This is a genomic window from Pedobacter agri (assembly GCF_032678665.1).
In the GTDB taxonomy this organism is placed as follows: Bacteria; Bacteroidota; Bacteroidia; order Sphingobacteriales; family Sphingobacteriaceae; genus Pedobacter; species Pedobacter agri_A.
On sequence record NZ_JAVTSH010000001.1, the window covers coordinates 712548 to 731904 of the forward strand.

Below are 19357 nucleotides of genomic sequence, written 5' to 3' on the forward strand. Positions count from 1 at the left end.
TTTAAATGATCAAACAATAAAGGGCGATGTTTCCATCGCCCTTTATTGTTATTTACTCAAATACATTGATTTATCTTTGTAAAGTTTACGGAAGTAAGGATCTTCCAAATCTTTAATGAAACGAATCGCTTCACCGGTAGATTTCATTTCCGGGCCTAACTCTTTCGTTACTTCCGGGAATTTCTCGTAAGAGAAAACCGGCTCTTTAATCGCGTAACCTTTTAACTTACGTTCAATGGTAAAGTCTTTCAACTTTGCCACACCTAACATAATTTTTGCAGCAATGTTGATGTAAGGAACATCATAAGCTTTCGCGATGAACGGAACCGTACGTGAAGCTCTTGGGTTTGCCTCGATTACGTAAACCTTTTCATCCTTGATGGCAAACTGAATGTTTAACAAGCCACGCACATCTAAAGCTTTTGCAATTTTGATGGAATATTCTTCCATCGCTTGGGTAACTTTTTCTGATAAGCTGAACGTTGGCAATACCGCAAATGAATCTCCTGAGTGGATACCTGCAGGCTCAATGTGTTCCATCATACCTACAATGTGAACATCATCTCCGTCAGAAATCGAATCAGATTCTGCTTCTTCGGCTCTATCTAAAAAATGATCAATCAATACGCGGTTGCCCGGAAGATCACCCAATAATTTTACAACGGCTTTTTCCAGATCTTCATCGTTGATAACGATGCTCATGCCTTGTCCGCCTAAAACGTAACTCGGACGAACCAATACCGGATAACCCACTTCATTCGCAACAACAATGGCTTCTTCAGCGTTTTCAGCTACACCATATTTAGGATAAGGAATATCCAGATCTTTCAACAAATCAGAGAAACGACCGCGGTCTTCAGCGATATCCATATTCTCGAAAGATGTTCCGATGATTTTAATTCCTTTTTCCGTTAGCTTTTCAGCCATTTTCAAAGCGGTTTGCCCGCCCAACTGAACGATTACACCAACTGGTTTTTCCAGTTCGATGATCTCGCGAACATGCTCCCAGAAAACCGGCTCGAAATATAGTTTATCGGCCATGTTAAAATCTGTAGAAACCGTTTCCGGGTTACAGTTCACCATGATGGCTTCAAAACCAGATTCTTTAGCAGCTAACAAACCGTGTACACAAGAATAATCGAATTCGATTCCCTGTCCGATACGGTTTGGACCAGATCCTAAAACGATAACTTTTTTGCGATCTGACGAAATTGATTCATTTTCTTCATCAAAAGAAGAATAATAATATGGAGTTTGTGCAGGGAATTCCGCAGCACAGGTATCAACCATTTTATATACCCTGTTGATGCCTAGCTCTTTTCTACGGTCATACACGTCATCTTCAGTAACATTGCCCAATAACCAGGCTATCTGCACATCAGAGAAACCTTTTTGCTTTAAGGTGAAGAAGAAATCCTGAGGAATGTTATTTAAAGAGTATCTTTTTAATTCAACTTCTAAAGCAACAAGCTCCTGAATTTGATTTAAGAACCATTTATCAATTTTTGTTACCTTACGAATAGATTCCAAAGGCACACCCATGGCCATGGCATCTTTTATTAAGAATAAACGGTTCCATGAAGCATGCTCCAAACCGTCCATAATTTCTTCAATATTGCGAACTTGTCTTCCATCTGCTCCTAAACCAGCACGGCCAATTTCTAAACTCTGACACGCTTTTTGCAAGGCTTCGATGAAAGTACGGCCAATAGCCATTACCTCACCAACAGATTTCATCTGTAAACCTAACTCTTTGTTGGCACCTTTAAACTTGTCGAAATTCCAGCGAGGAATTTTAACAATTACGTAATCTAAAGTAGGTTCGAAATATGCTGAAGTTGTTTTTGTAATTTGATTTTCGATTTCATCTAAGTTGTAACCGATAGCCAATTTAGCGGCAATTTTAGCAATAGGATAACCTGTTGCCTTACTTGCTAATGCTGATGAACGCGAAACACGTGGATTAATTTCGATGGCAATAATATCATCGTTGGCTGGATTAACCGAGAACTGAACGTTACAACCACCTGCAAAAGTTCCGATGGCTCGCATCATTTTAATGGCCTGGTTACGCATTTCCTGGTAACAACGATCAGATAAGGTCATTGCCGGAGCAACTGTAATCGAATCTCCTGTATGGATACCCATTGGATCGAAGTTTTCGATAGAGCAAATGATAATTACGTTATCGTTGCTGTCTCTTAATAACTCCAATTCGTATTCTTTCCAACCTAAAACAGCTTGTTCTACCAATACCTCGTGGGTTGGAGAAGCTTCTAAACCGCGTTTAAGTGCGGCATCAAACTCTTCTTTTTTGTGGACAAAACCACCACCAGAACCACCTAAGGTATACGATGGACGGATTACCAAGGGGAAACCAATTTCCTGAGCGGCTTCTTTACCTTCTAAAAATGAATTTGCAATTTTAGATGGCGCAACACCTACACCAATATCAACCATTAACTGGCGGAAAGCCTCACGGTTCTCTGTTTTTTCGATAGCTGCTACATCAACCCCAATTACCTTTACGCCATATTTTTCCCAAACACCACGCTCCGAAGCTTCAACGCAAAGATTCAAGGCAGTTTGTCCACCCATTGTTGGCAATACTGCATCAATTTTAGGCAAGTCAGGAGAATCGATATGTTCCTGTAAAATAACCTCAATTGAATCAACTGTTAAAGGGCGAAGATAAACGTGATCGCCAATTACCTTATCCGTCATGATAGTAGCCGGATTGGAGTTGATAATGGAAACGGTAATACCTTCTTCTTTCAAAGAAAGTGCCGATTGCGAACCAGAATAATCAAATTCGCAGGCTTGGCCAATAATAATTGGGCCTGATCCGATAATTAATACTGAGCGTATGGAAGTGTCTTTAGGCATGATAAAGCTTAATACAATAATTAAAATTCTAAAGTTTTTACCCTTTTTAAGGATGAAGAAGCAAGAAGGTTTTCTGCTTTTGATGAGGAAAATCCCAACTGTTCTGTCGGGATGCAAAGATAGGTTTTTTGACTTGTTTTCCGATGAATAAATTAAAATAAATAAATCAGGCTTTACGCACTGCAAAAATCATTTTTTTTCAAAATCCAATCAAAGAATATTTGGCCAATATACTCCAAACTATGTTCATAAAAACTATATCGTTAATACACTTACGAATAATAAAAAATCACCAACGAATAATAAACAGTTGATAATCGAACCATCAAAAATTATTTATTTGTAACATAAAGATAAATAAAGCAGCTATTAAGATTGCTGCCAATTCATTACACAGCTCAAATAAGCAAGAAATGGTTCACGGATACTATTCAAAATTAATAAACAAGCAGCAAATCAGTCAGCTGAAATGTCCGAAATGTGATGCAGAATATGATATGCAATTTGAAACCTTTTGCAAAATTCATCACATGCTGTTTATACCATTTGTGGCAGGCAAAAAAACACCTTATATCGGGTGTGGTAAATGCGGCACGCACTATTATCCTTCCGCATTTCCAGCTTTCGAACAACAAACCATTGAATTTGCCAAACAAACCAAAAAAAAATGGTATCATTTTTCAGGACTCATGCTGCTTTCCATTTTTATCATCGCGGCACTCACGTTGGTGTATACAGGATCTCAGGAAAACAAAAAGCGAATGGAAAACAATCTGGCAACAATACAACCCAACTGCGTTATTTTTTATCACAAAGCAGAAGATGTAAATACCAGCATGCTCGTAAGCAGAGTGGTTGCCGATACTGTTTTTGTACATGAAAATTCACGCGCTACCAATGGCAGCGCTTATCAGATAGATGATTCGGATAACTATAAAGGGCCAGAAACCTTTTTTATGAAAAGTGAATTAAAAAAATGGCTCGCAGATGGTAAAATTAATGACATCACCGAGCCTCAAACCTATGCAGAATAACTTTATACCCTAAGCAATGAATTTAGTTGATCAAATTAACGCATCGAATAAAAAAAGTAATAAGAAATTCATCCTGATTGCTGTTTCAATTTTTGTGGCACTTATTGCGGCTGCCATATTGCCTTTTTTCATCAATCCGAAAGCATTTTACGATGAAAAGGATGGGAAAGTTTATTTCGGCAGCAAAGAACTTACCTACATTAAAGCTGATGAGTTTAAGCCTTTGGATTATAGTGTAGCGGTAGATTGCACAAAAGTTTATTACAATGGAAACCCTGTCGATTTTGTTGACCGTAAAACATTCAGAAATCTGAACAAAGGGTTTTACTTAGATAAAAATGGATTGTACTATGAAAAAACCGCCTTCTATGCTAAAAACAGACTTGAGCCTTTAGCCGGAGATTATGATAAGGCAACTTTTCATTCTTTAGGATATCAAACTTCGCTATTTGCTGATAAAACAAACTTATATGCCATTGAGGTTTTTGCCGACCCACCATTAAAAAAGATTGAGGTTCCTGGTATGGATATCGCATCGGTAGAATCATTACACAACAACTGGCTAAAAGATAAAAACAAAGTTTATTTCGATGATTGGGGCAATATAAAAGTTTGTCCGGAAATTGATGCAGCAAGTTTTGTGGTACTAAATTACACTGTGGCTAAAGATAAAAATAAAGTGTATTACATTACCAGGGGATTGAAATCAGATCAAAAGGAAGCCACAGAAAGGGCTGACTATGCGGTATTGGATGGTGCTGATGCTGCCACTTTTGAAATGATTAATAATAAAGAATACCGGGATAAGAACCGAACATGGGCAATTGCCAGGGAAGGAGAAAAGGTAGAATACAATACGCCGGAGGGGCGTACTAAATAGCCATTAATCTGCCCTGCAGCTTAATGGCTAAAAATTTAAAAACAGCCTATTGCTGCAGTTTAATTTCACCAAGATCAGTTGTTGCGCTGTCTTTAACAGCTACTTTTTCAATCGTGGTATCCTTATAAGGTGCATTGGCTTTTATCCATACCGTATAAACGCCTTCTTTTAAATTGGTAAAAGTAAATGCACCCTGGCTTACCTGTGCCTTAAGGGTATCGGTTCCGGCCACTAATGATACATCTGCAACGGCATCAGTTGGTGTTACCCTTCCAACTATTCCACCAACTTTAATATAACTAAAGGCGAGAAAAAAAATGGTTGAAACCACTAGCGCTGCCAAAAAAACTCCTAACTTTTTCATTTTATGATGGTTTAAATAACTATACAAAAAGATAAACAGGCGGTAAATTAAATTGTTTGTTGCAGAATTAGCACAGTGTCCTTAAGTAATCAAATGTTTGTCTGAATTTTTGTACATCGGTTAATTGAACGCAAAGCAATAATTGGCTCACAACGTTAACAAAGCGTTAAAATGAGATTAGAATGTAACAGAATTATAGTGTTAAACATACACGAAGTCATGTTTTCGTCATGAAAACAGCGTTCTTATATTATTGGCAATAATGTTGTAATAAGCAGAACATATATGCGTTTTGTATATACTTTAGAAAAAGATCTAAAGCTTCCTCCGCGGATTAGTTACCCGCAATGAGGATTTCTTCATAAATAGTTTGTTTGGTTTATTATCCGGTTTGAGGAGCCCTCCTCAACCGGATTTTTTCTTTTAAAGGGTTTTTCTTTTACATTTGGTTCAATTGTTAATCAAACATGGTGAATAAACCAATCAAAAAAATAGCTATCGTCGGACCAGAAAGCACGGGTAAATCGACCATGTCTCAATTGTTGGCAAAGCATTACAAAGTTTCATGGGTGCCAGAATATGCCCGCTATTATTGCGAAAACTTAACCGCACCTTACACTTTGCAGGATGAGGTAAATATGTACTACGGTCAGGTAGCTTTAGAAGATGCGATTTTAGTTACAACAGAAAACGATTTCATCATCTGCGACACCACCTTTGTAACAGTAAAAATCTGGAGTGATGAAATGTTGGGCGAAACCCCACAATTAGTTTTAGATGCCTTGCCAAAAAGACCTTACGATCTCTACTTGCTGATGGATATTGATTTGCCCTGGCAGGATGATCCGCTTAGGGATTTTCCTAATCAACGCGAATATTTTATGGAAGTTTGGCACAAAGAACTGAAGGCCTTAAACGCCAATTATAAAGTTATAAGCGGATTGGGCGATCTTCGGATTCAGCATGCTATTGAGGCAATTGATGAATTTTTAGCTTTATAAATTTGGAAAGCAATGGCAGTAGCTTTTAGGATACACTGTTCCCGCCCCCGCTTCTGCCACAATGAAAAATTGTGGGCATCTCGCTATGGTCGGGTTTAGGTGGCCACATAGCTGCACAACTTTAAGTAAACTAAACCCGATTAAAATGAAAATCCTTTTTATATTTTCAAAGTTGCTCACCCTAATAGGCAAAATGCAATTAGGGTGAGCAACTTAATATAAAAAGATTGTAATGTAAGCGGGGCAAAATTAACCGACAACGGATAAAAATTGCTTTTCAAAAAAGATTATCTACCATTTTAGCACAATCTTCACATATTTTTCTACATTTGCCACATCATTAGGGGTGCCTTGTTTGTTATAAACACAAAAACGGGCTGAGATCATACCCATTTTGAAGCAGAAAGAGGAAAGCAAAAAGCTAAAAGCTCTGGTCAATAACCAAGCTTTAATCTTTAAGCTCTAAGCCTTAAGCTTTAAATGCACCTGATCCGGGTAATGCCGGCGTAGGGATTGGAGTTATGGAAGTTTAACTGAAATCGGGAGTACCCCTATTTCCGATGGGTTTAACTAAAAACAAAAACATTGAAAAATTTACTTTTTGCAGCGCTTGTTGCAATGTTGCCTTTCTTCGCATGGGCACAAAATTCGGTTACAGGAAAAGTGACTGATAACAATCAGAATGCCTTGCCGGGCGCCACGGTTAAAATTAAAAACCAAAAAACAGCAGTGCTAAGTGATGCCAGTGGAAATTACACCTTAGGCAATTTGGCTAATGGAAATTACACCATTGTGGTTAGCTATGTTGGATACAGATCGCAAGAGCAAACCGTTAATTTAACCGCTAATGCTACTTTAAACTTCCCTTTGGTTCAGCAGAATTTTCTTGCTGATGAAGTGGTGGTGAGCGCCACAAGGGCTTCAAAAAATTCAGCCACAACGTTTAGAAACTTAGACAAAGCGGAACTGGCAAAAAACAACCTCGGCCAGGACTTGCCGTATTTGCTCAATCAAACACCCTCGGTTGTGGTTACCTCCGACGCTGGTGCTGGAGTAGGTTACACTGGTTTGCGTATCCGTGGCAGTGATGCTACCCGTATCAACGTTACACTTAATGGCGTTCCTTTAAACGATGCGGAAAGTCAGGGCAGTTTTTTCATCAACTTACCCGATTTGGCTTCATCGGTTGATAACATTCAAATTCAACGTGGTGTAGGGACTTCTACAAATGGTGCAGGTGCTTTTGGCGGGAGTTTGAACATTCAAACAACTACCCGCCGTGATTCTGCTTATGCAGAATTAAATAATACCTACGGTTCATACGACACCTGGAAAAATACCGTGAGCGTTGGTTCAGGTTTAATAGCCAACAAGTTTACTTTCGACGGCCGTTTATCAAGAATAAAATCTGATGGTTATGTCGACCGTGCTTCATCAAACCTGAAATCATTTTTTGTTTCAGGTGCTTATTATGGTAAAAAAGATATTCTTCGTGCCAACGTATTTAGCGGAACGGAAAAAACTTACCAGGCCTGGAACGGGATTAGCGAGGAAATGCTGGTTACCAACCGCAGACACAATGATTTCACTTACGATAACCAAACCGATAACTATCAGCAAGATCATTATCAATTATTTTATACCAGAAACATTACCAATCAGTTGGTAGCCAATGCAGCCCTACATTATACCTATGGAAGAGGTTACTATGAAGAATATAAAGAAGATCGCAAGTTATCTGATTATGGAATCCCGGCTGTTGTGCTTGGTGGGGTTACGCAAAACACTTCCGATTTGGTGAGAAGGCTTTGGCTAGACAATGATTTTTATGGCGTTACTTATTCCTTAAATTACACACCACAAAATAATTTAAACTTTGTTTTAGGTGGTGCCTACAATGAATATAAAGGCCGCCATTTCGATGAAGTGATTTGGGCGCAATTTGCCAACTATGATGGCAGCGGTTCCATTCGCCATCGTTATGATGACAATGATGCTTTCAAAACCGATTTCAACATTTTCGGCAGGGTCAACCATCAGGTAGATCAGTTTAACTTTTTTGCCGATCTGCAGTATCGAAGAGTTTATTATTCCTACTTCGGTATTGATCCAAACGGTGCTCCCGGACAACAAAATGCAAGCTTGGATTTCTTTAACCCGAAAGCAGGCGTAACATATAACTTCAGTGATAAAACTAACGTTTATGCATCTGTTGCGGTAGGAAATAAAGAACCAAACAGACGGGATTTTACCGATTCAAATATTAATAGCCGTCCGAAACCGGAACATTTAACTGATGTAGAAGCTGGTTATCGTACGCAATTTCAGAATGTGAGTTTGGGCATCAATGGTTTTGCAATGTTTTATAAAGATCAGCTGATTAACACCGGAAAGCTGAATGATGTGGGTGGACAAACCCGTCAGAATGTGCCAGATAGTTACCGGGCAGGTATTGAAATTGACGGAAGATGGCAGATTATTAAAAACCTATCGTGGGCTGCAACGGCCACTTTCAGCAGGAATAAAATTAAAGACTTTACTGAATTTATTTATGATGATGCCAACGGAGCCTTAACTACTTTTAATTACAGCAATACGAACATCGCTTTTTCGCCATCGATCATTGCCTCAAGTGAGATCAATTACAATGTGCTGCCAAATGCAAGTGTTGCGTTTTTAAGCAAATATGTAGGCAAACAAAATTTAGATAATACTTCTGCCGATACCAGAACGCTATCGAGTTTCTTTGTAAACGATATCCGTTTGAGTTATAACACACCGCTTGCCGGAATTAAAAATGTTGGCTTGAGTTTATTGATTAATAATGTTTTTAGCACGTTGTACGAAAGTAACGGTGGTACATATCCATATTTGTACGCCGGAGATTTAAGCCGATCTAACTATTATTATCCTCAGGCCACCCGTAACTTTCTCTTGAGTTTGAATGTGAAGTTTTAGGGGCGAGCGTAAATTCACTACATTCGTCATTGCAAGGCAATCAAGTAATCTACTTAGCAAATTAGATTAATTCATGCCTCGCAATGACGATTTTGCATTTAATCACCATATGAAATACATCGAAAAACTTCAATACATCACCCATGATTTGCCTCAGCTAAGCCACATTGAGCAAACACAACTGGCCTGCGAAGCCGGTGCAAAATGGATACAGTATCGGTGTTTAAGTAAAACTGATGAAGCACTTCTGGCAGACATTAATGCCATTGCCGAAATTTGTGATGACTGGGGAACGACCCTCATTGTAACTGATCATATTCATTTCAATGGCAAAGCCGATATTCAGGGTTTTCATATGGAAGATATGAATGCCGATTTCATCACCTTGCGTAAACAAGTTGGAAATGATGTTACTTTAGGTGGTGCTGCAAACACTATAGAAAATCTTGTCAGGCTGGCGAAGGACGGTGCTGACTATGCTGCTTTTGGTCCATACGCCATCTCTGAAACTAAACCCAATGACTTTCTAACCTTAGGTATTGATGGCTATATAAGTGGAATGAACCAATTAAAGGAAGCGAATATTGGGTTGCCAGTCATCGCCGTTGGTGGAATCAAAATTTACGATGTTGAGGCTTTAATGCAAACCGGTATTTATGGCATTGCAGTTTCTGGAGCAATCTATTCTGCCGATGATTTCATTGAGGCTTATCATGATTTCTATGATGCGGTGAAAGTTTAACGAAACTTAGCCGCTGCTAAATTTTATCGATTGTGTAATTGCTAATTTGAAATTCATCCAAATCTAAAAACATGCACTCAACCTCTGATTTACCTTCATGGAGTCCAGCTAAAAAGATTTCCTTTCGTTTCTTTTTCATCATTTTGACTTTGTTCATTTTTCTAAATAACAATGGAGCATTTTTGTACGCGGAACATCTTTTCCATTTTCCAACCCTATGGTTGCACAAAATTATCCCCTGGTTTTCGGCAAATGTTCTAAACTATAATTATGACTTTTCTATATTTCCAAATGGGAGTGGCGATACATCATACAATTATGTTCTTTTGCTTTGTATTTTTTTATTGGCAGTGCTCGGGAGTTTAATTTGGTCAGTTTTAGACAGAAAAAGGAAAAACTACAATAAATTATACTATTGGCTCATTGTTTTAGTTCGTTTTTATTTGGCTTTTACATTAATGCGTTATGGCTCCGTAAAGGTTGTTCAACTGCAATTTCCTCAACCTAGTTTATCGCGGTTGTTGACGCCACTAGGCGAAATGTCACCAATGGGGCTAGCCTGGACATTTCTTGGTTTTTCTAATGGCTACAATATGTTTATGGGAGTCATCGAAGTGCTTTCAATACTACTTCTTTTTAAGAGGACATTGGTTCTTGGAGCATTTTTATCACTAGCTGCGAGCGTTCATGTAATGGCCATGAACTACTTTTTCGATGTACCCGTTAAAATATTATCTACAGCTTTGGTTGTAATGTGTTTATTTATTTTAGCACCTTACATTACTACCATCTTGCGCTTTTTCTTAACCTACCAACCACAGCAATTGTCTCCATTGCAAATTCCTGCATTTAAAAAAAGATGGCAGCTTATTGCTTTTAGGTCGTTTAAATATTTGTTCATCTTTTGGACGATTGGCTTAATGGTTACCAATGCCTTAACCCAGCAATATACTTATGGCACATTGGCTCCTAAGCCACCATTATATGGCATTTACGATGTAGAAAAGTATATTCTCAATGGTAAAGATATTCAGCCTCAGGATACTGATCAAAACAGATGGAAACAAGTAGTTGTTGATTGGAAAGACTACATAAGCATCAGCACAATGGATGATAACAAAGCGTATTTTAATACCACTGTAGATGTAAAGAAAAAGCAAATAGAAATTAATTCTAAAAATACTGAATCAACTCAATACAAGTTTAAATACGCTTTTACAAATGATAGTACTTTAATTTTTAAGGGGTTGAAAGATCAAGACTCATTGTCTGTTACGCTAAAAAAATACAATTTAAAAAATATCACCTTACCTAATAGAGGATTCCATTGGATAAATGAATTTCCGTATAATCGATAAGCGAATTTGAAGAAACTGAGCAACTCAAAAAATCCAAAATCGTCATTCTAAAATCTTAAATTAGTTTATCTTCGCAGTATGTCATCACACCACATCGTAAAAGAAAAACAGGAGCCAGCCTTATATATAGATGAGCTTGGCAATTTCAACGAAGAATATTTAGGTCAGCTTTTGGAGTGGAGTCCAACCCTTTTGGTAAATGGCGAAAACTATGAAAAAATCTTTTCTCTTGGCTTAAAAGTGGATGTTTTGGTGAATGGAAGCAACCAGGAAGTTCAGGAAGACACCAGAATAGTTCAGGGGCCGGTTGATGCTTTGATGGTGGCCATTAACTTTTTATACGAACAAAAATATCCTGCTGTAAATGTGATTACCAGGAAATTTGATTTGGAAAAGTTTGCTGGTTTTGAAGACAAAATTAACATTGTGGTATTTACCGAGCGGGCGAAACATTATCCCATCAAATCGGGTTTTTCGGTATGGAAACCTGCCGGAAGTCAGTTTTTAATTCATGGCAACCGCTACCTGGAAGTAACCAATTTGATGCAAAATGAAGAGGAAGTTTTCGAAGTGGTGAACGATGGTTTTGTAGAGTTTACTTTCTCTGGTCAACCAATTTTTATTAGTGAACCCTTATGATTACCATTAGAAAAGCCAAAGAGCAAGATATAGAAATCATTAGAGATATTGCTGCGGCAACCTGGCCTTCAACATATCTTGATATTATCGGGCAAAATCAAATTGATTACATGCTCGATAAAATGTACAATAAGGGCGAGCTGCTCAATCAGCTCATGGAAGGGCATATCTTTTTGATTGCTGAAGACAATGAAAATCAATTTGGTTTTGCTGGATATTCCATTGTTGATCATGAAGAACGAATTTACAAGCTGCATAAACTTTATGTTTTGCCTTCGGCTCATGGAAAAGGCGTGGGTAAAATACTGATTAATGAGGTGTTTAATCAGGTTAAAGATTCAGGTGCGTCTGCTTTGCAGCTGAATGTAAACAAGCACAATAAAGCGAAAGATTTTTATCTAAAAGGAGGATTCACCATTAAAGAATCGGTAAAAATTGATATTGGCGAAGGTTATGTAATGGACGATTACGTAATGGAGTATCGGTTTTGAACTCAATCAACAAATAGAAATTAAAATCATGTATTTAAAATATTCACAGAATCATATTTTAAATTATGTTGTAAGAGAATTGGGATGCTCAAAAGATGAAGTAAATCTTAATTCTGATTTGGTTAAAGACCTTGGTTGTGATGGAGATGATTGGGATGAATTTTTAACAGCTTTCGCTAAAGAGTTCCATGTTGATATGCAAAGTTACCTGTGGTATTTCCATGCTAAGGAAGAGGGCATGAGTCTTGGCGGAGGTGTTTTTCGCCCTCCAAACGAGCGAGTAAAAAGAATTGTGATTACTCCAACATTGCTACTACAAGCAGCAAATGATGGTAAATGGCCAGTAATCTATCCCGAGCATAAAATACCCAGAAAACGATATGATCTATTCATTAATCAATTTTTACTCGTATTGTTTATCCTTGTTTTAATATACAAATGTTCCAGATAACGTTATTATTAAAAAAAGGGAAGGCCGCAGGTTTGCAGATTAATCTGCAAACCTGCGGCCTTCTTGTTAAAAAGATTTCTCCACTATGGTCAAAATGACGCCCTGATCTGCGGCAATACCGAATTGGAAAACCCTATTGTTTTAACTTCGGTATCCTTGTTGGTGCATCCGTTCCGTTAACAATTGAAGTTGCGCTTTTGGCAATGGCCTTAATGGTTGATAGGATATTTTCTACATCTAAAGTGCTGTATTCATCTTTCACCGTGTGATAAAACTTATCTACATCGATCTGATCGGTACTAATCGTATGTGCCGGAACGCCCAATGCAGCCAATGTCGCATTATCACTTCTGTAAAATAAATTTTGTTCGGTGTAAGGGTCTGGATGGAAAGTAAACTCCGTTCCGGCTAAGTTTTTCTGTAGAATTTTTCCAAAATCAGATTTTTCGTAACCTGTAATGAAAGCGGTGTTCTTTCCGAACTTAGAATCCTTACCAATCATTTCAATGTTGAACATCGCCACCACGTCATCAGGATTTAATTTACTGGAGAAATACTTTGCACCAAAGCCACCGATTTCTTCAGCCGTAAAAGCCACGAAAATTAACGTGCGTTCATTATTCTTTTGCGCCTTGTAATATTTTGCCAAAGCAATCATTGCCGTTGTTCCGGAAGCATCATCATCCGCTCCGTTTGCAATGCTATCACCATTAACAGTTTTTATCACCCCTAAATGATCGTAGTGACCCGAAAAAACCACCAATTCTTTAGCTTTTGATTTTCCCGGAATCATTCCTGCAACGTTAAATAAAGGCATTTTAGAAACCTTACCTTTTAAAGTTACAGTAAAATCGTCGGCCTTGTTGGCACCCAAAACAAAAACCTGAACCGCAGATTTTCCAGCACCCATGTCCTTTTCATCTAAAGTAGCAGGTTTATCAAAGTAGGCTTTGTAGCGCTTAAAGTTTTCAGCAAACTTCTCATCTACCAAAATAATTTGATTTTTACCTGCTGAAAGCATCGACCTGAACTGGTTTACAAATGGCTTTTCCGGATCCAGCGTTACCACACTTGCATTGGATTTATTTAAAGTGATGTTTTCTTCATTCGCACCGGCGAGGATTACATTTTCGGCAGCGATTTCTTTTCCATCAATTTTAATGGCTTTACTTACATTGGCCACTTGATATTTGTAAAAAGCCTGGCGGAAATTTTTCTCTCCAGCTAGCGGCTGTAATCCAATCTTTTTAAATTCCGATTCGATAAAAGTAGCGGCTTTATCAATTCCAGGAGAAAATGTTGCACGACCTTGCATCTCATCGCCACTTAAAGTTTTGATCAGATGATCGGCATACTCTCTGGTGATAATTTTATCGATATTTTGAGCATTTACCTGTAAACCCGCCATCCCGACAAGTGTAACTAGCAATAATTTTTTCATTTTATGTTTATTAAGTTATTATTTAGATTTTACCTGCGAGTTTAACCAATTATCTCTGAAAGTTTGCATGGCCGGCGTTAAAGTTCCGCCAGTTTTTTCTATCGAAACAATTTCCAGGGTCGGATTTTCAGCAAAGGTTAATTTGGTTGATTTATTTTCTCCACGGTACTGGTATTTAATTTCTACCACATCGCCTGGTTTATGCGCCTTAGTTACCTGATCAATAACCGATGCATCTGTTGCTTCCCGTCCATCTATACTCAAAATTACGTCGCCCACATCCAATCCGGCTTGATAGGCTGGCGTTCCTTTTGAGGTTTGCAGTAACGTTACTTTGCCATCTGTTGCATTTAAGTTTCCAAAACCAGCATAAGCTTGTCCTGAATTTGCTTTGCGCAATACTAAACCTGCGTTTAGCAAAAGTTTGGCATAATCATTTTTTTCCTTTCCGTAGATATATTTGGCGAAAAAGGCCTTCGCAAATGAAGCGTTTTTAGTTAATTCGGCTAATGTTTTTTCCAAATCCGGAACCGTATAAGCAATCTCTGGTTTGCCGTAAGCTTTCCATAAAGCCCGCATGTAATCATCAAGCGTAAGCTTAAATTCAGATCGCAATGTAAGATCTAACGCCAAAGCAGTAGCAGCACCATAGGTATAATAAGAAAGAAAAATGTTGCCTTTATTGGTTTGATCGATGGCTACGCCTGCATCAGCAAAAACAGCGTACCGGCTGGCTTCAATAGGTGAAAAATCTTTTGCTCCCGGAGAATTTAAAACCGCGTTAACCATTCCGTTAAAGGCCTGAATGGAATTATCAGCCGTTTTCAAACCTGCCCGGGTCAGCAATAAACCGCCATAATACTGCGTAAATCCTTCAGCCAGCCAAAGTTCATCGCTAATATTTGAATGCTCAAAATTAAAGGGTTCCAGTGTTTTTGGGCGTAAACGTTCTACGTTCCAGCTGTGAAAATATTCGTGAGAAAAAGTGCCAAGTAAATTTGATTCGTAACCTTCTATTTTTGGGGTGCGTTGTACGATAGAGGTCGAATTCCGATGTTCCATTCCATCGCCGGCATTGGCAGGGTAAACATCATTCAGAAAATAATAGTTCCCATAGTCATACACCGGAAAATCTCTCCAAACTGCGTAATGTTCATCAACCATTTTTTTTAACATGTCTGCATATTTGTCAACAGCGGCCTGCGTATCATTAGAATGTGCAATCAAATGAATGGTTTGTACTTTACCATCATGGTTTTTAACCTCCCATTTTGCAGTTTTATAATTGGCAATCTCAATCGGACTGTCCATAAAATACTGGAAATTTGGCGCATAGAAAGTGTTTTTGCCCATCGATTTTAATTGTGTGGCCACTTTCCAGTTTTGTTGATCAGCATATTTAAACTCAACTAAACGTGGTCTTGCATCCATCCCAACCGGAAAAGCAAAAGTTGCTGGAATATTCATGTGGGCATGGGTTTCATCAAAGCCAGCATAAGTTCCATCAATCCAGTTGCCAAATAAAGTATAAGTGATTTTTACGGCATTGCCATGAGCTGGGATTTCATAAACATCGCCAGCGGTTTGTTTAATCACCAATGCTTTTCCACTGGCATCAAATGCTTTAAAATTATAAACGTTTTTGCCGAATTCATGCGTTGCGTAACGCCCCGGAGATGACCTGCTCATTCTCACTTTTAAATTCCCTGCCGGAACATTCGGAATCTCCATCGCAATTTCTGCTTCATGATGGATGGCATTTGGAAATGAAACTACATATCGGACTTCATTTTGAGCAAAAGCACCGAGCGATAAAACACTGAATATAGCAGCGACTAAAATTTTATTCATAAAAAAAATGATTTAGATGGCCGAAAAGTACAAAAAATGTAAGAGGTATCATGTAAAATGGATGATGGACTGAGAGTTGTAAGAGGTAAAATGTAAAATGGCCCGAGGAACGGAAGAGGTATGATGGAAAATGGATAATGGGCTAAGTATTATCGTTATGCGTTGAAAATCATACATTTTCTATCCCTTATTTCTCCCTTTCATTTTCCATTTTCCATTTTCCATTTTCCATCATCCATTTCCCCTTTTCCATCTTCCATTTTCCATCATCCTCACTCCTTATCCCAATCGTATTTTTCCAAATCACGGTAAGCTTTGCCTTTTATAATTTCTTTTTGTTTGGATGATTCTGCATCAACCCGGGTTTCATGAATATTATCAGCAACCTCGAAATGAAAGTCTTTATCTTTTTTAGATTGATAGATCGAAATTTCGTCGGTATCAGCAGTGGCGAAATCGTAAGGACCACGAGCGCTCATCAGTTTTACGAAAACAGGCAAACATTCGAAAAAAATAAATAGTAAACCAATAAAAGTAACAGCGATGGCCGTGTTATCATCTTTTGATCCGTCGACATTAAATTTCAGCTGACCTAAAGCCCAGTTGCGATCGGCAAAACCAGCAATATCGGCCAAACTATCGAGTTGTTTTTTGGTGTATAATTTTTCGTTAAACAAACCGTCAAATTCCTTACGTTTATCTACAAAAACTTCTGATTTATTGATGTTAGCTTTTAACGAATCGAGCTCAGTTTCACGCTGTTTAATTTCTGCTTCTTTGCGTTTGGCGTAAGGGCCATAACCCATCACACCTGATGTTTCCGTCGTTTTATTCCCAAAAATTTCGAAGTTTAGTTTTTGGCGATCGGCTTTGATCCCTTTTTCCAATGAATCGCGTGTGGCCTTCTGTTGGTTCATCCTGCCAAACTCTACTTGGTATTTTTTTTCAAAAGCCTTGTTTAAAGTATCAATTTTTGAGCGTTGCCCGTTCAGGTAGCTTACCTTCAAACGCTCTTTAATTTCCTTATCGAAGATTTTCAATTCAATTGGCCGGGAGATTACCATACCAATCATAATGGCCAATAAAATACGTGGCGTAGCCTGCAAAAGTTGTTTATTGGTACTGACACTTTTATTAATGCTGGCCACAATGTACCTATCCATATTAAAAATGGCAGCTCCCCACAAAAAGCCGAAAATGATGGCGAAAATTATCGCTAAATCATCGCCTTTAAAAACAAAATACATGGCATAGCCGCCAGAAAGTGCGGCAAATAAACCAGTAAAAAAGATGGTGGCACCAATGCCGGTATATTTATTTTGTTCTGTAGGATACTTTTCCAGTGTTGGGATGTGTGCGCCAGAACAAAACCAAAAGAAACGATTCAGTTTGTCCATTGTAACTATTTATAATTAAACGCCTAAGGGTAACAGTTGTTACAGTTTTAATTAAAATATATGGCATTTTTTTGATGATGGGGGTAGAACTGAATTTCCTATATTTGCATAAACACAAAAATTTAAAATGAAAGAGATATCGGTACAAGAATTAAAAGAGAAAATCGATAATAACGAAGATTTTCAATTAATCGATGTTCGTGAAACATTCGAATATGAAGTTTCTAACCTAAACGGAGAAAATATTCCCTTGGGTGGAATTTTAATTGAGGCCGATAAGGTTTCTAAAGATAAGCCAGTAATTGTTCAATGCCGTAGCGGAAAAAGAAGTGCTGCAGCAGTAATGCAATTAGAAGCACAATACGGTTACGATAATTTGTATAACTTAAAAGGTGGTATTTTAGCCTGGCAAGAGGCTTTTGATCCAAATATGCCGGTATATTAAATTGGTGAATTAGTGAATGAGCGGATGACTGAGTTTTGAATGGCGAATGTAAGAACAGAACGCTTATTCAAAATTCAACAGTAATCAATATTATTCACTAATTCATTTCTTCACAAGTTATTCAATTCACTCATTCAACCCCTCACTCATTCAATCAATTCCAATTGTGGGTAAAAAATTCGCACTAAATATCTTTTACAATCTGGCCATTATCCTTTCCATTTTAGGAATTGTATGGTGTTACAATAATAACAAACCACTTCCTGGTGGGTTTTTAGTTGGCGTAGCAGCTTGCTTTGCTTATTTTAAGTATCAGCTGATGAAAGATCTTCGCAAAAATTTTAAAGAAAAAGATCAGAAGTAATTCCTTTCAGGCCTAATCCGGGTTGGTTATTCAAAACATATTTTCCATCAACAAATTCAGGATCGGTAAAAGGATTGTTTGTGGTTAGCCAGGGTCCATCCAAATCTGCCCAGTTACAAAGCGGTGCTAAAGCTGCAGCGGCTAACGTAGCACAACTGGTTTCACTCATGCAACCAATCAACACTTTCATCCCAAAAGAGCGTGCTTTCAAAATCATTTGATGGCCTTCATACATGCCGCAGCTTTTCATCAGTTTTACGTTAATACCGTGATAAGCGCCTTTAAGTCTATCCATATCGGCAAAACGCTGAACGGCCTCATCAGCCAACAACGGAATCGGACTTCTTTCTGTTAACCAGGCATTGCCCTCAAAATCTGTTCTATCCATGGGCTGCTCAATTAAAACAACCCCCTGGTTGTGCAGCCAGTAAATTAAGTCGATGGCTTTTAATCTGTCGCTCCATCCCTGGTTCGCATCTACATAAAGTGGCACATCAGTCATGCTGCGGATGGTTTCGATAATTTCACGATCATTATCTCTGCCCAATTTTACTTTAATTACTTTGAAACCAGCTGCATCTTTTAATTTTTCACGAATCACTTCAGGCGTATCAATCCCGATGGTGTACGATGTAACAGGCATCTTTGAAAGATCGGCACCATAAATTTCGTAACAAGGTTTGTTTAAAATCTTCCCATTAATATCATTCAAGGCAATATCAATCGCTGCTTTAATGGCTGGCTGTCCGGTTGCAATGCTATCTAAATAGGTAATAATTTCTTCAAAATTAAATGGCGCTTTAAAAGGAGATAAATCTACCTGCTTTAAAAATGCTGTAGCCGTTTCGTAACTTTCGCCCATGTAAGGCACCATAGAGGCTTCGCCATAACCAATTACACCCTCATAATCAATTTTTAAAAGCATTAAAGGAGTGCTGGTTCTAGTAAACTTTGAGATAGAAAAAGGATGTTTTAATTCTAATTCAAATTGCTTGCAACTAATTTTCATTATCAATCGTCTAAATAATTAAACAGGCCTAATTTATCGCCTTACA

17 protein-coding genes are annotated in these 19357 nt (G+C 38.1%); 11 read left to right on the top strand and 6 right to left on the bottom strand.

Going from position 1 to position 19357, the window contains the following annotated elements; all coding sequences use genetic code 11:
* Positions 1-48: 48 nt before the first annotated feature.
* Positions 49-2886, bottom strand: coding sequence for a carbamoyl-phosphate synthase large subunit (carB, locus tag R2Q70_RS03230; protein ID WP_316806262.1), 2838 nt, complete (start codon positions 2884-2886; stop codon positions 49-51).
* A 530-nt stretch (positions 2887-3416) separates the two neighbouring features.
* On the opposite strand from carB, the gene R2Q70_RS03235 reads away from it, so the two are divergent.
* The gene (locus R2Q70_RS03235) at positions 3417-3920 is read left to right on the top strand and encodes a hypothetical protein (protein WP_316806221.1); all 504 of its coding nucleotides are present in this window, start codon (positions 3417-3419) and stop codon (positions 3918-3920) included.
* Positions 3921-3936: 16 nt separating this feature from the next.
* A complete protein-coding gene (locus tag R2Q70_RS03240) occupies positions 3937-4800 on the top strand; it encodes a DKNYY domain-containing protein (RefSeq protein ID WP_316806222.1) in 864 nt (287 codons plus the stop codon).
* 46 nt (positions 4801-4846) lie between these two features.
* Here R2Q70_RS03240 and R2Q70_RS03245 read toward each other — a convergent pair whose 3' ends face one another.
* The gene (locus R2Q70_RS03245; RefSeq protein ID WP_316806223.1) at positions 4847-5164 is read right to left on the bottom strand and encodes a carboxypeptidase regulatory-like domain-containing protein; all 318 of its coding nucleotides are present in this window, start codon (positions 5162-5164) and stop codon (positions 4847-4849) included.
* A gap of 467 nt (positions 5165-5631) precedes the next feature.
* Between R2Q70_RS03245 and R2Q70_RS03250 the strand changes: the two genes are divergently transcribed.
* The 7 genes from R2Q70_RS03250 to R2Q70_RS03280 all read left to right on the top strand — a co-directional run bounded on the left by R2Q70_RS03250 (position 5632) and on the right by R2Q70_RS03280 (position 12804).
* Positions 5632-6165 carry an ATP-binding protein gene (locus R2Q70_RS03250; RefSeq protein ID WP_316806224.1) on the top strand — a complete coding sequence of 178 codons (534 nt, stop codon included), beginning with the start codon at positions 5632-5634 and terminating at the stop codon, positions 6163-6165.
* Positions 6166-6750: 585 nt separating this feature from the next.
* Entirely contained in the window at positions 6751-9123 is a 2373-nt protein-coding gene (locus R2Q70_RS03255) for a TonB-dependent receptor (RefSeq protein WP_316806225.1), read from the top strand.
* Positions 9124-9232: 109 nt separating this feature from the next.
* On the top strand, positions 9233-9865 hold the full coding sequence (locus R2Q70_RS03260; protein ID WP_316806226.1) for a thiamine phosphate synthase: 633 nt from the start codon (positions 9233-9235) through the stop codon (positions 9863-9865).
* 71 nt (positions 9866-9936) lie between these two features.
* Positions 9937-11223 (top strand): hypothetical protein, encoded by a 1287-nt coding sequence (locus tag R2Q70_RS03265; protein ID WP_316806227.1) that lies wholly within the window; start codon positions 9937-9939, stop codon positions 11221-11223.
* A 78-nt stretch (positions 11224-11301) separates the two neighbouring features.
* Positions 11302-11862, top strand: a complete 561-nt coding sequence (locus tag R2Q70_RS03270; protein WP_116168893.1) for a thiamine pyrophosphokinase — start codon at positions 11302-11304, stop codon at positions 11860-11862.
* Positions 11859-12353 (top strand): GNAT family N-acetyltransferase, encoded by a 495-nt coding sequence (locus tag R2Q70_RS03275; protein ID WP_316806228.1) that lies wholly within the window; start codon positions 11859-11861, stop codon positions 12351-12353. The genes R2Q70_RS03270 and R2Q70_RS03275 overlap by 4 nt, the downstream gene beginning before the upstream one ends.
* Before the next feature lie 28 nt (positions 12354-12381).
* Positions 12382-12804: a DUF1493 family protein gene (locus R2Q70_RS03280; protein WP_316806229.1), complete on the top strand. Its 423-nt coding sequence runs from the start codon at positions 12382-12384 to the stop codon at positions 12802-12804.
* Positions 12805-12937: 133 nt separating this feature from the next.
* Here the strand turns inward: R2Q70_RS03280 and R2Q70_RS03285 are convergent, their stop codons facing one another.
* The 3 genes from R2Q70_RS03285 to R2Q70_RS03295 form a co-directional block, all read right to left on the bottom strand.
* Positions 12938-14245: a M20/M25/M40 family metallo-hydrolase gene (locus R2Q70_RS03285; RefSeq protein WP_316806230.1), complete on the bottom strand. Its 1308-nt coding sequence runs from the start codon at positions 14243-14245 to the stop codon at positions 12938-12940.
* Between the two features lie 18 nt (positions 14246-14263).
* Positions 14264-16096, bottom strand: coding sequence for a M61 family metallopeptidase (locus tag R2Q70_RS03290; protein WP_316806231.1), 1833 nt, complete (start codon positions 16094-16096; stop codon positions 14264-14266).
* Positions 16097-16368: 272 nt separating this feature from the next.
* Complete coding sequence (locus tag R2Q70_RS03295) at positions 16369-17493, bottom strand: DUF4407 domain-containing protein (RefSeq protein ID WP_316806232.1); 1125 nt, start codon at positions 17491-17493, stop codon at positions 16369-16371.
* 127 nt (positions 17494-17620) lie between these two features.
* Here R2Q70_RS03295 and R2Q70_RS03300 point away from each other — a divergent pair, with 127 nt between their 5' ends.
* Positions 17621-17938, top strand: a complete 318-nt coding sequence (locus tag R2Q70_RS03300) for a rhodanese-like domain-containing protein (protein WP_316806233.1) — start codon at positions 17621-17623, stop codon at positions 17936-17938.
* A 166-nt stretch (positions 17939-18104) separates the two neighbouring features.
* Positions 18105-18302, top strand: a complete 198-nt coding sequence (locus R2Q70_RS03305) for a DUF6358 family protein (protein WP_316806234.1) — start codon at positions 18105-18107, stop codon at positions 18300-18302.
* On the opposite strand, the gene R2Q70_RS03310 is transcribed toward R2Q70_RS03305, so the two are convergent.
* On the bottom strand, positions 18280-19311 hold the full coding sequence (locus R2Q70_RS03310; protein ID WP_316806235.1) for a dipeptide epimerase: 1032 nt from the start codon (positions 19309-19311) through the stop codon (positions 18280-18282). The genes R2Q70_RS03305 and R2Q70_RS03310 overlap by 23 nt on opposite strands.
* Positions 19312-19357 lie beyond the last annotated feature (46 nt).

What these genes read in the sequence shown, in the direction of transcription:
- R2Q70_RS03310 (WP_316806235.1), bottom strand. Translation starts at nt 19,311, where the DNA reads ATGAAAATTAGTTGCAAGCAATTTGAATTAGAATTAAAACATCCTTTT.
- R2Q70_RS03245 (WP_316806223.1), bottom strand. Translation starts at nt 5,164, where the DNA reads ATGAAAAAGTTAGGAGTTTTTTTGGCAGCGCTAGTGGTTTCAACCATT.
- R2Q70_RS03240 (WP_316806222.1), top strand. Translation starts at nt 3,937, where the DNA reads ATGAATTTAGTTGATCAAATTAACGCATCGAATAAAAAAAGTAATAAG.
- R2Q70_RS03280 (WP_316806229.1), top strand. Translation starts at nt 12,382, where the DNA reads ATGTATTTAAAATATTCACAGAATCATATTTTAAATTATGTTGTAAGA.
- R2Q70_RS03300 (WP_316806233.1), top strand. Translation starts at nt 17,621, where the DNA reads ATGAAAGAGATATCGGTACAAGAATTAAAAGAGAAAATCGATAATAAC.
- R2Q70_RS03290 (WP_316806231.1), bottom strand. Translation starts at nt 16,096, where the DNA reads ATGAATAAAATTTTAGTCGCTGCTATATTCAGTGTTTTATCGCTCGGT.
- R2Q70_RS03250 (WP_316806224.1), top strand. Translation starts at nt 5,632, where the DNA reads ATGGTGAATAAACCAATCAAAAAAATAGCTATCGTCGGACCAGAAAGC.
- R2Q70_RS03235 (WP_316806221.1), top strand. Translation starts at nt 3,417, where the DNA reads ATGCTGTTTATACCATTTGTGGCAGGCAAAAAAACACCTTATATCGGG.
- R2Q70_RS03295 (WP_316806232.1), bottom strand. Translation starts at nt 17,493, where the DNA reads ATGGACAAACTGAATCGTTTCTTTTGGTTTTGTTCTGGCGCACACATC.
- R2Q70_RS03260 (WP_316806226.1), top strand. Translation starts at nt 9,233, where the DNA reads ATGAAATACATCGAAAAACTTCAATACATCACCCATGATTTGCCTCAG.
- R2Q70_RS03285 (WP_316806230.1), bottom strand. Translation starts at nt 14,245, where the DNA reads ATGAAAAAATTATTGCTAGTTACACTTGTCGGGATGGCGGGTTTACAG.
- carB (WP_316806262.1), bottom strand. Translation starts at nt 2,886, where the DNA reads ATGCCTAAAGACACTTCCATACGCTCAGTATTAATTATCGGATCAGGC.
- R2Q70_RS03270 (WP_116168893.1), top strand. Translation starts at nt 11,302, where the DNA reads ATGTCATCACACCACATCGTAAAAGAAAAACAGGAGCCAGCCTTATAT.
- R2Q70_RS03275 (WP_316806228.1), top strand. Translation starts at nt 11,859, where the DNA reads ATGATTACCATTAGAAAAGCCAAAGAGCAAGATATAGAAATCATTAGA.
- R2Q70_RS03265 (WP_316806227.1), top strand. Translation starts at nt 9,937, where the DNA reads ATGCACTCAACCTCTGATTTACCTTCATGGAGTCCAGCTAAAAAGATT.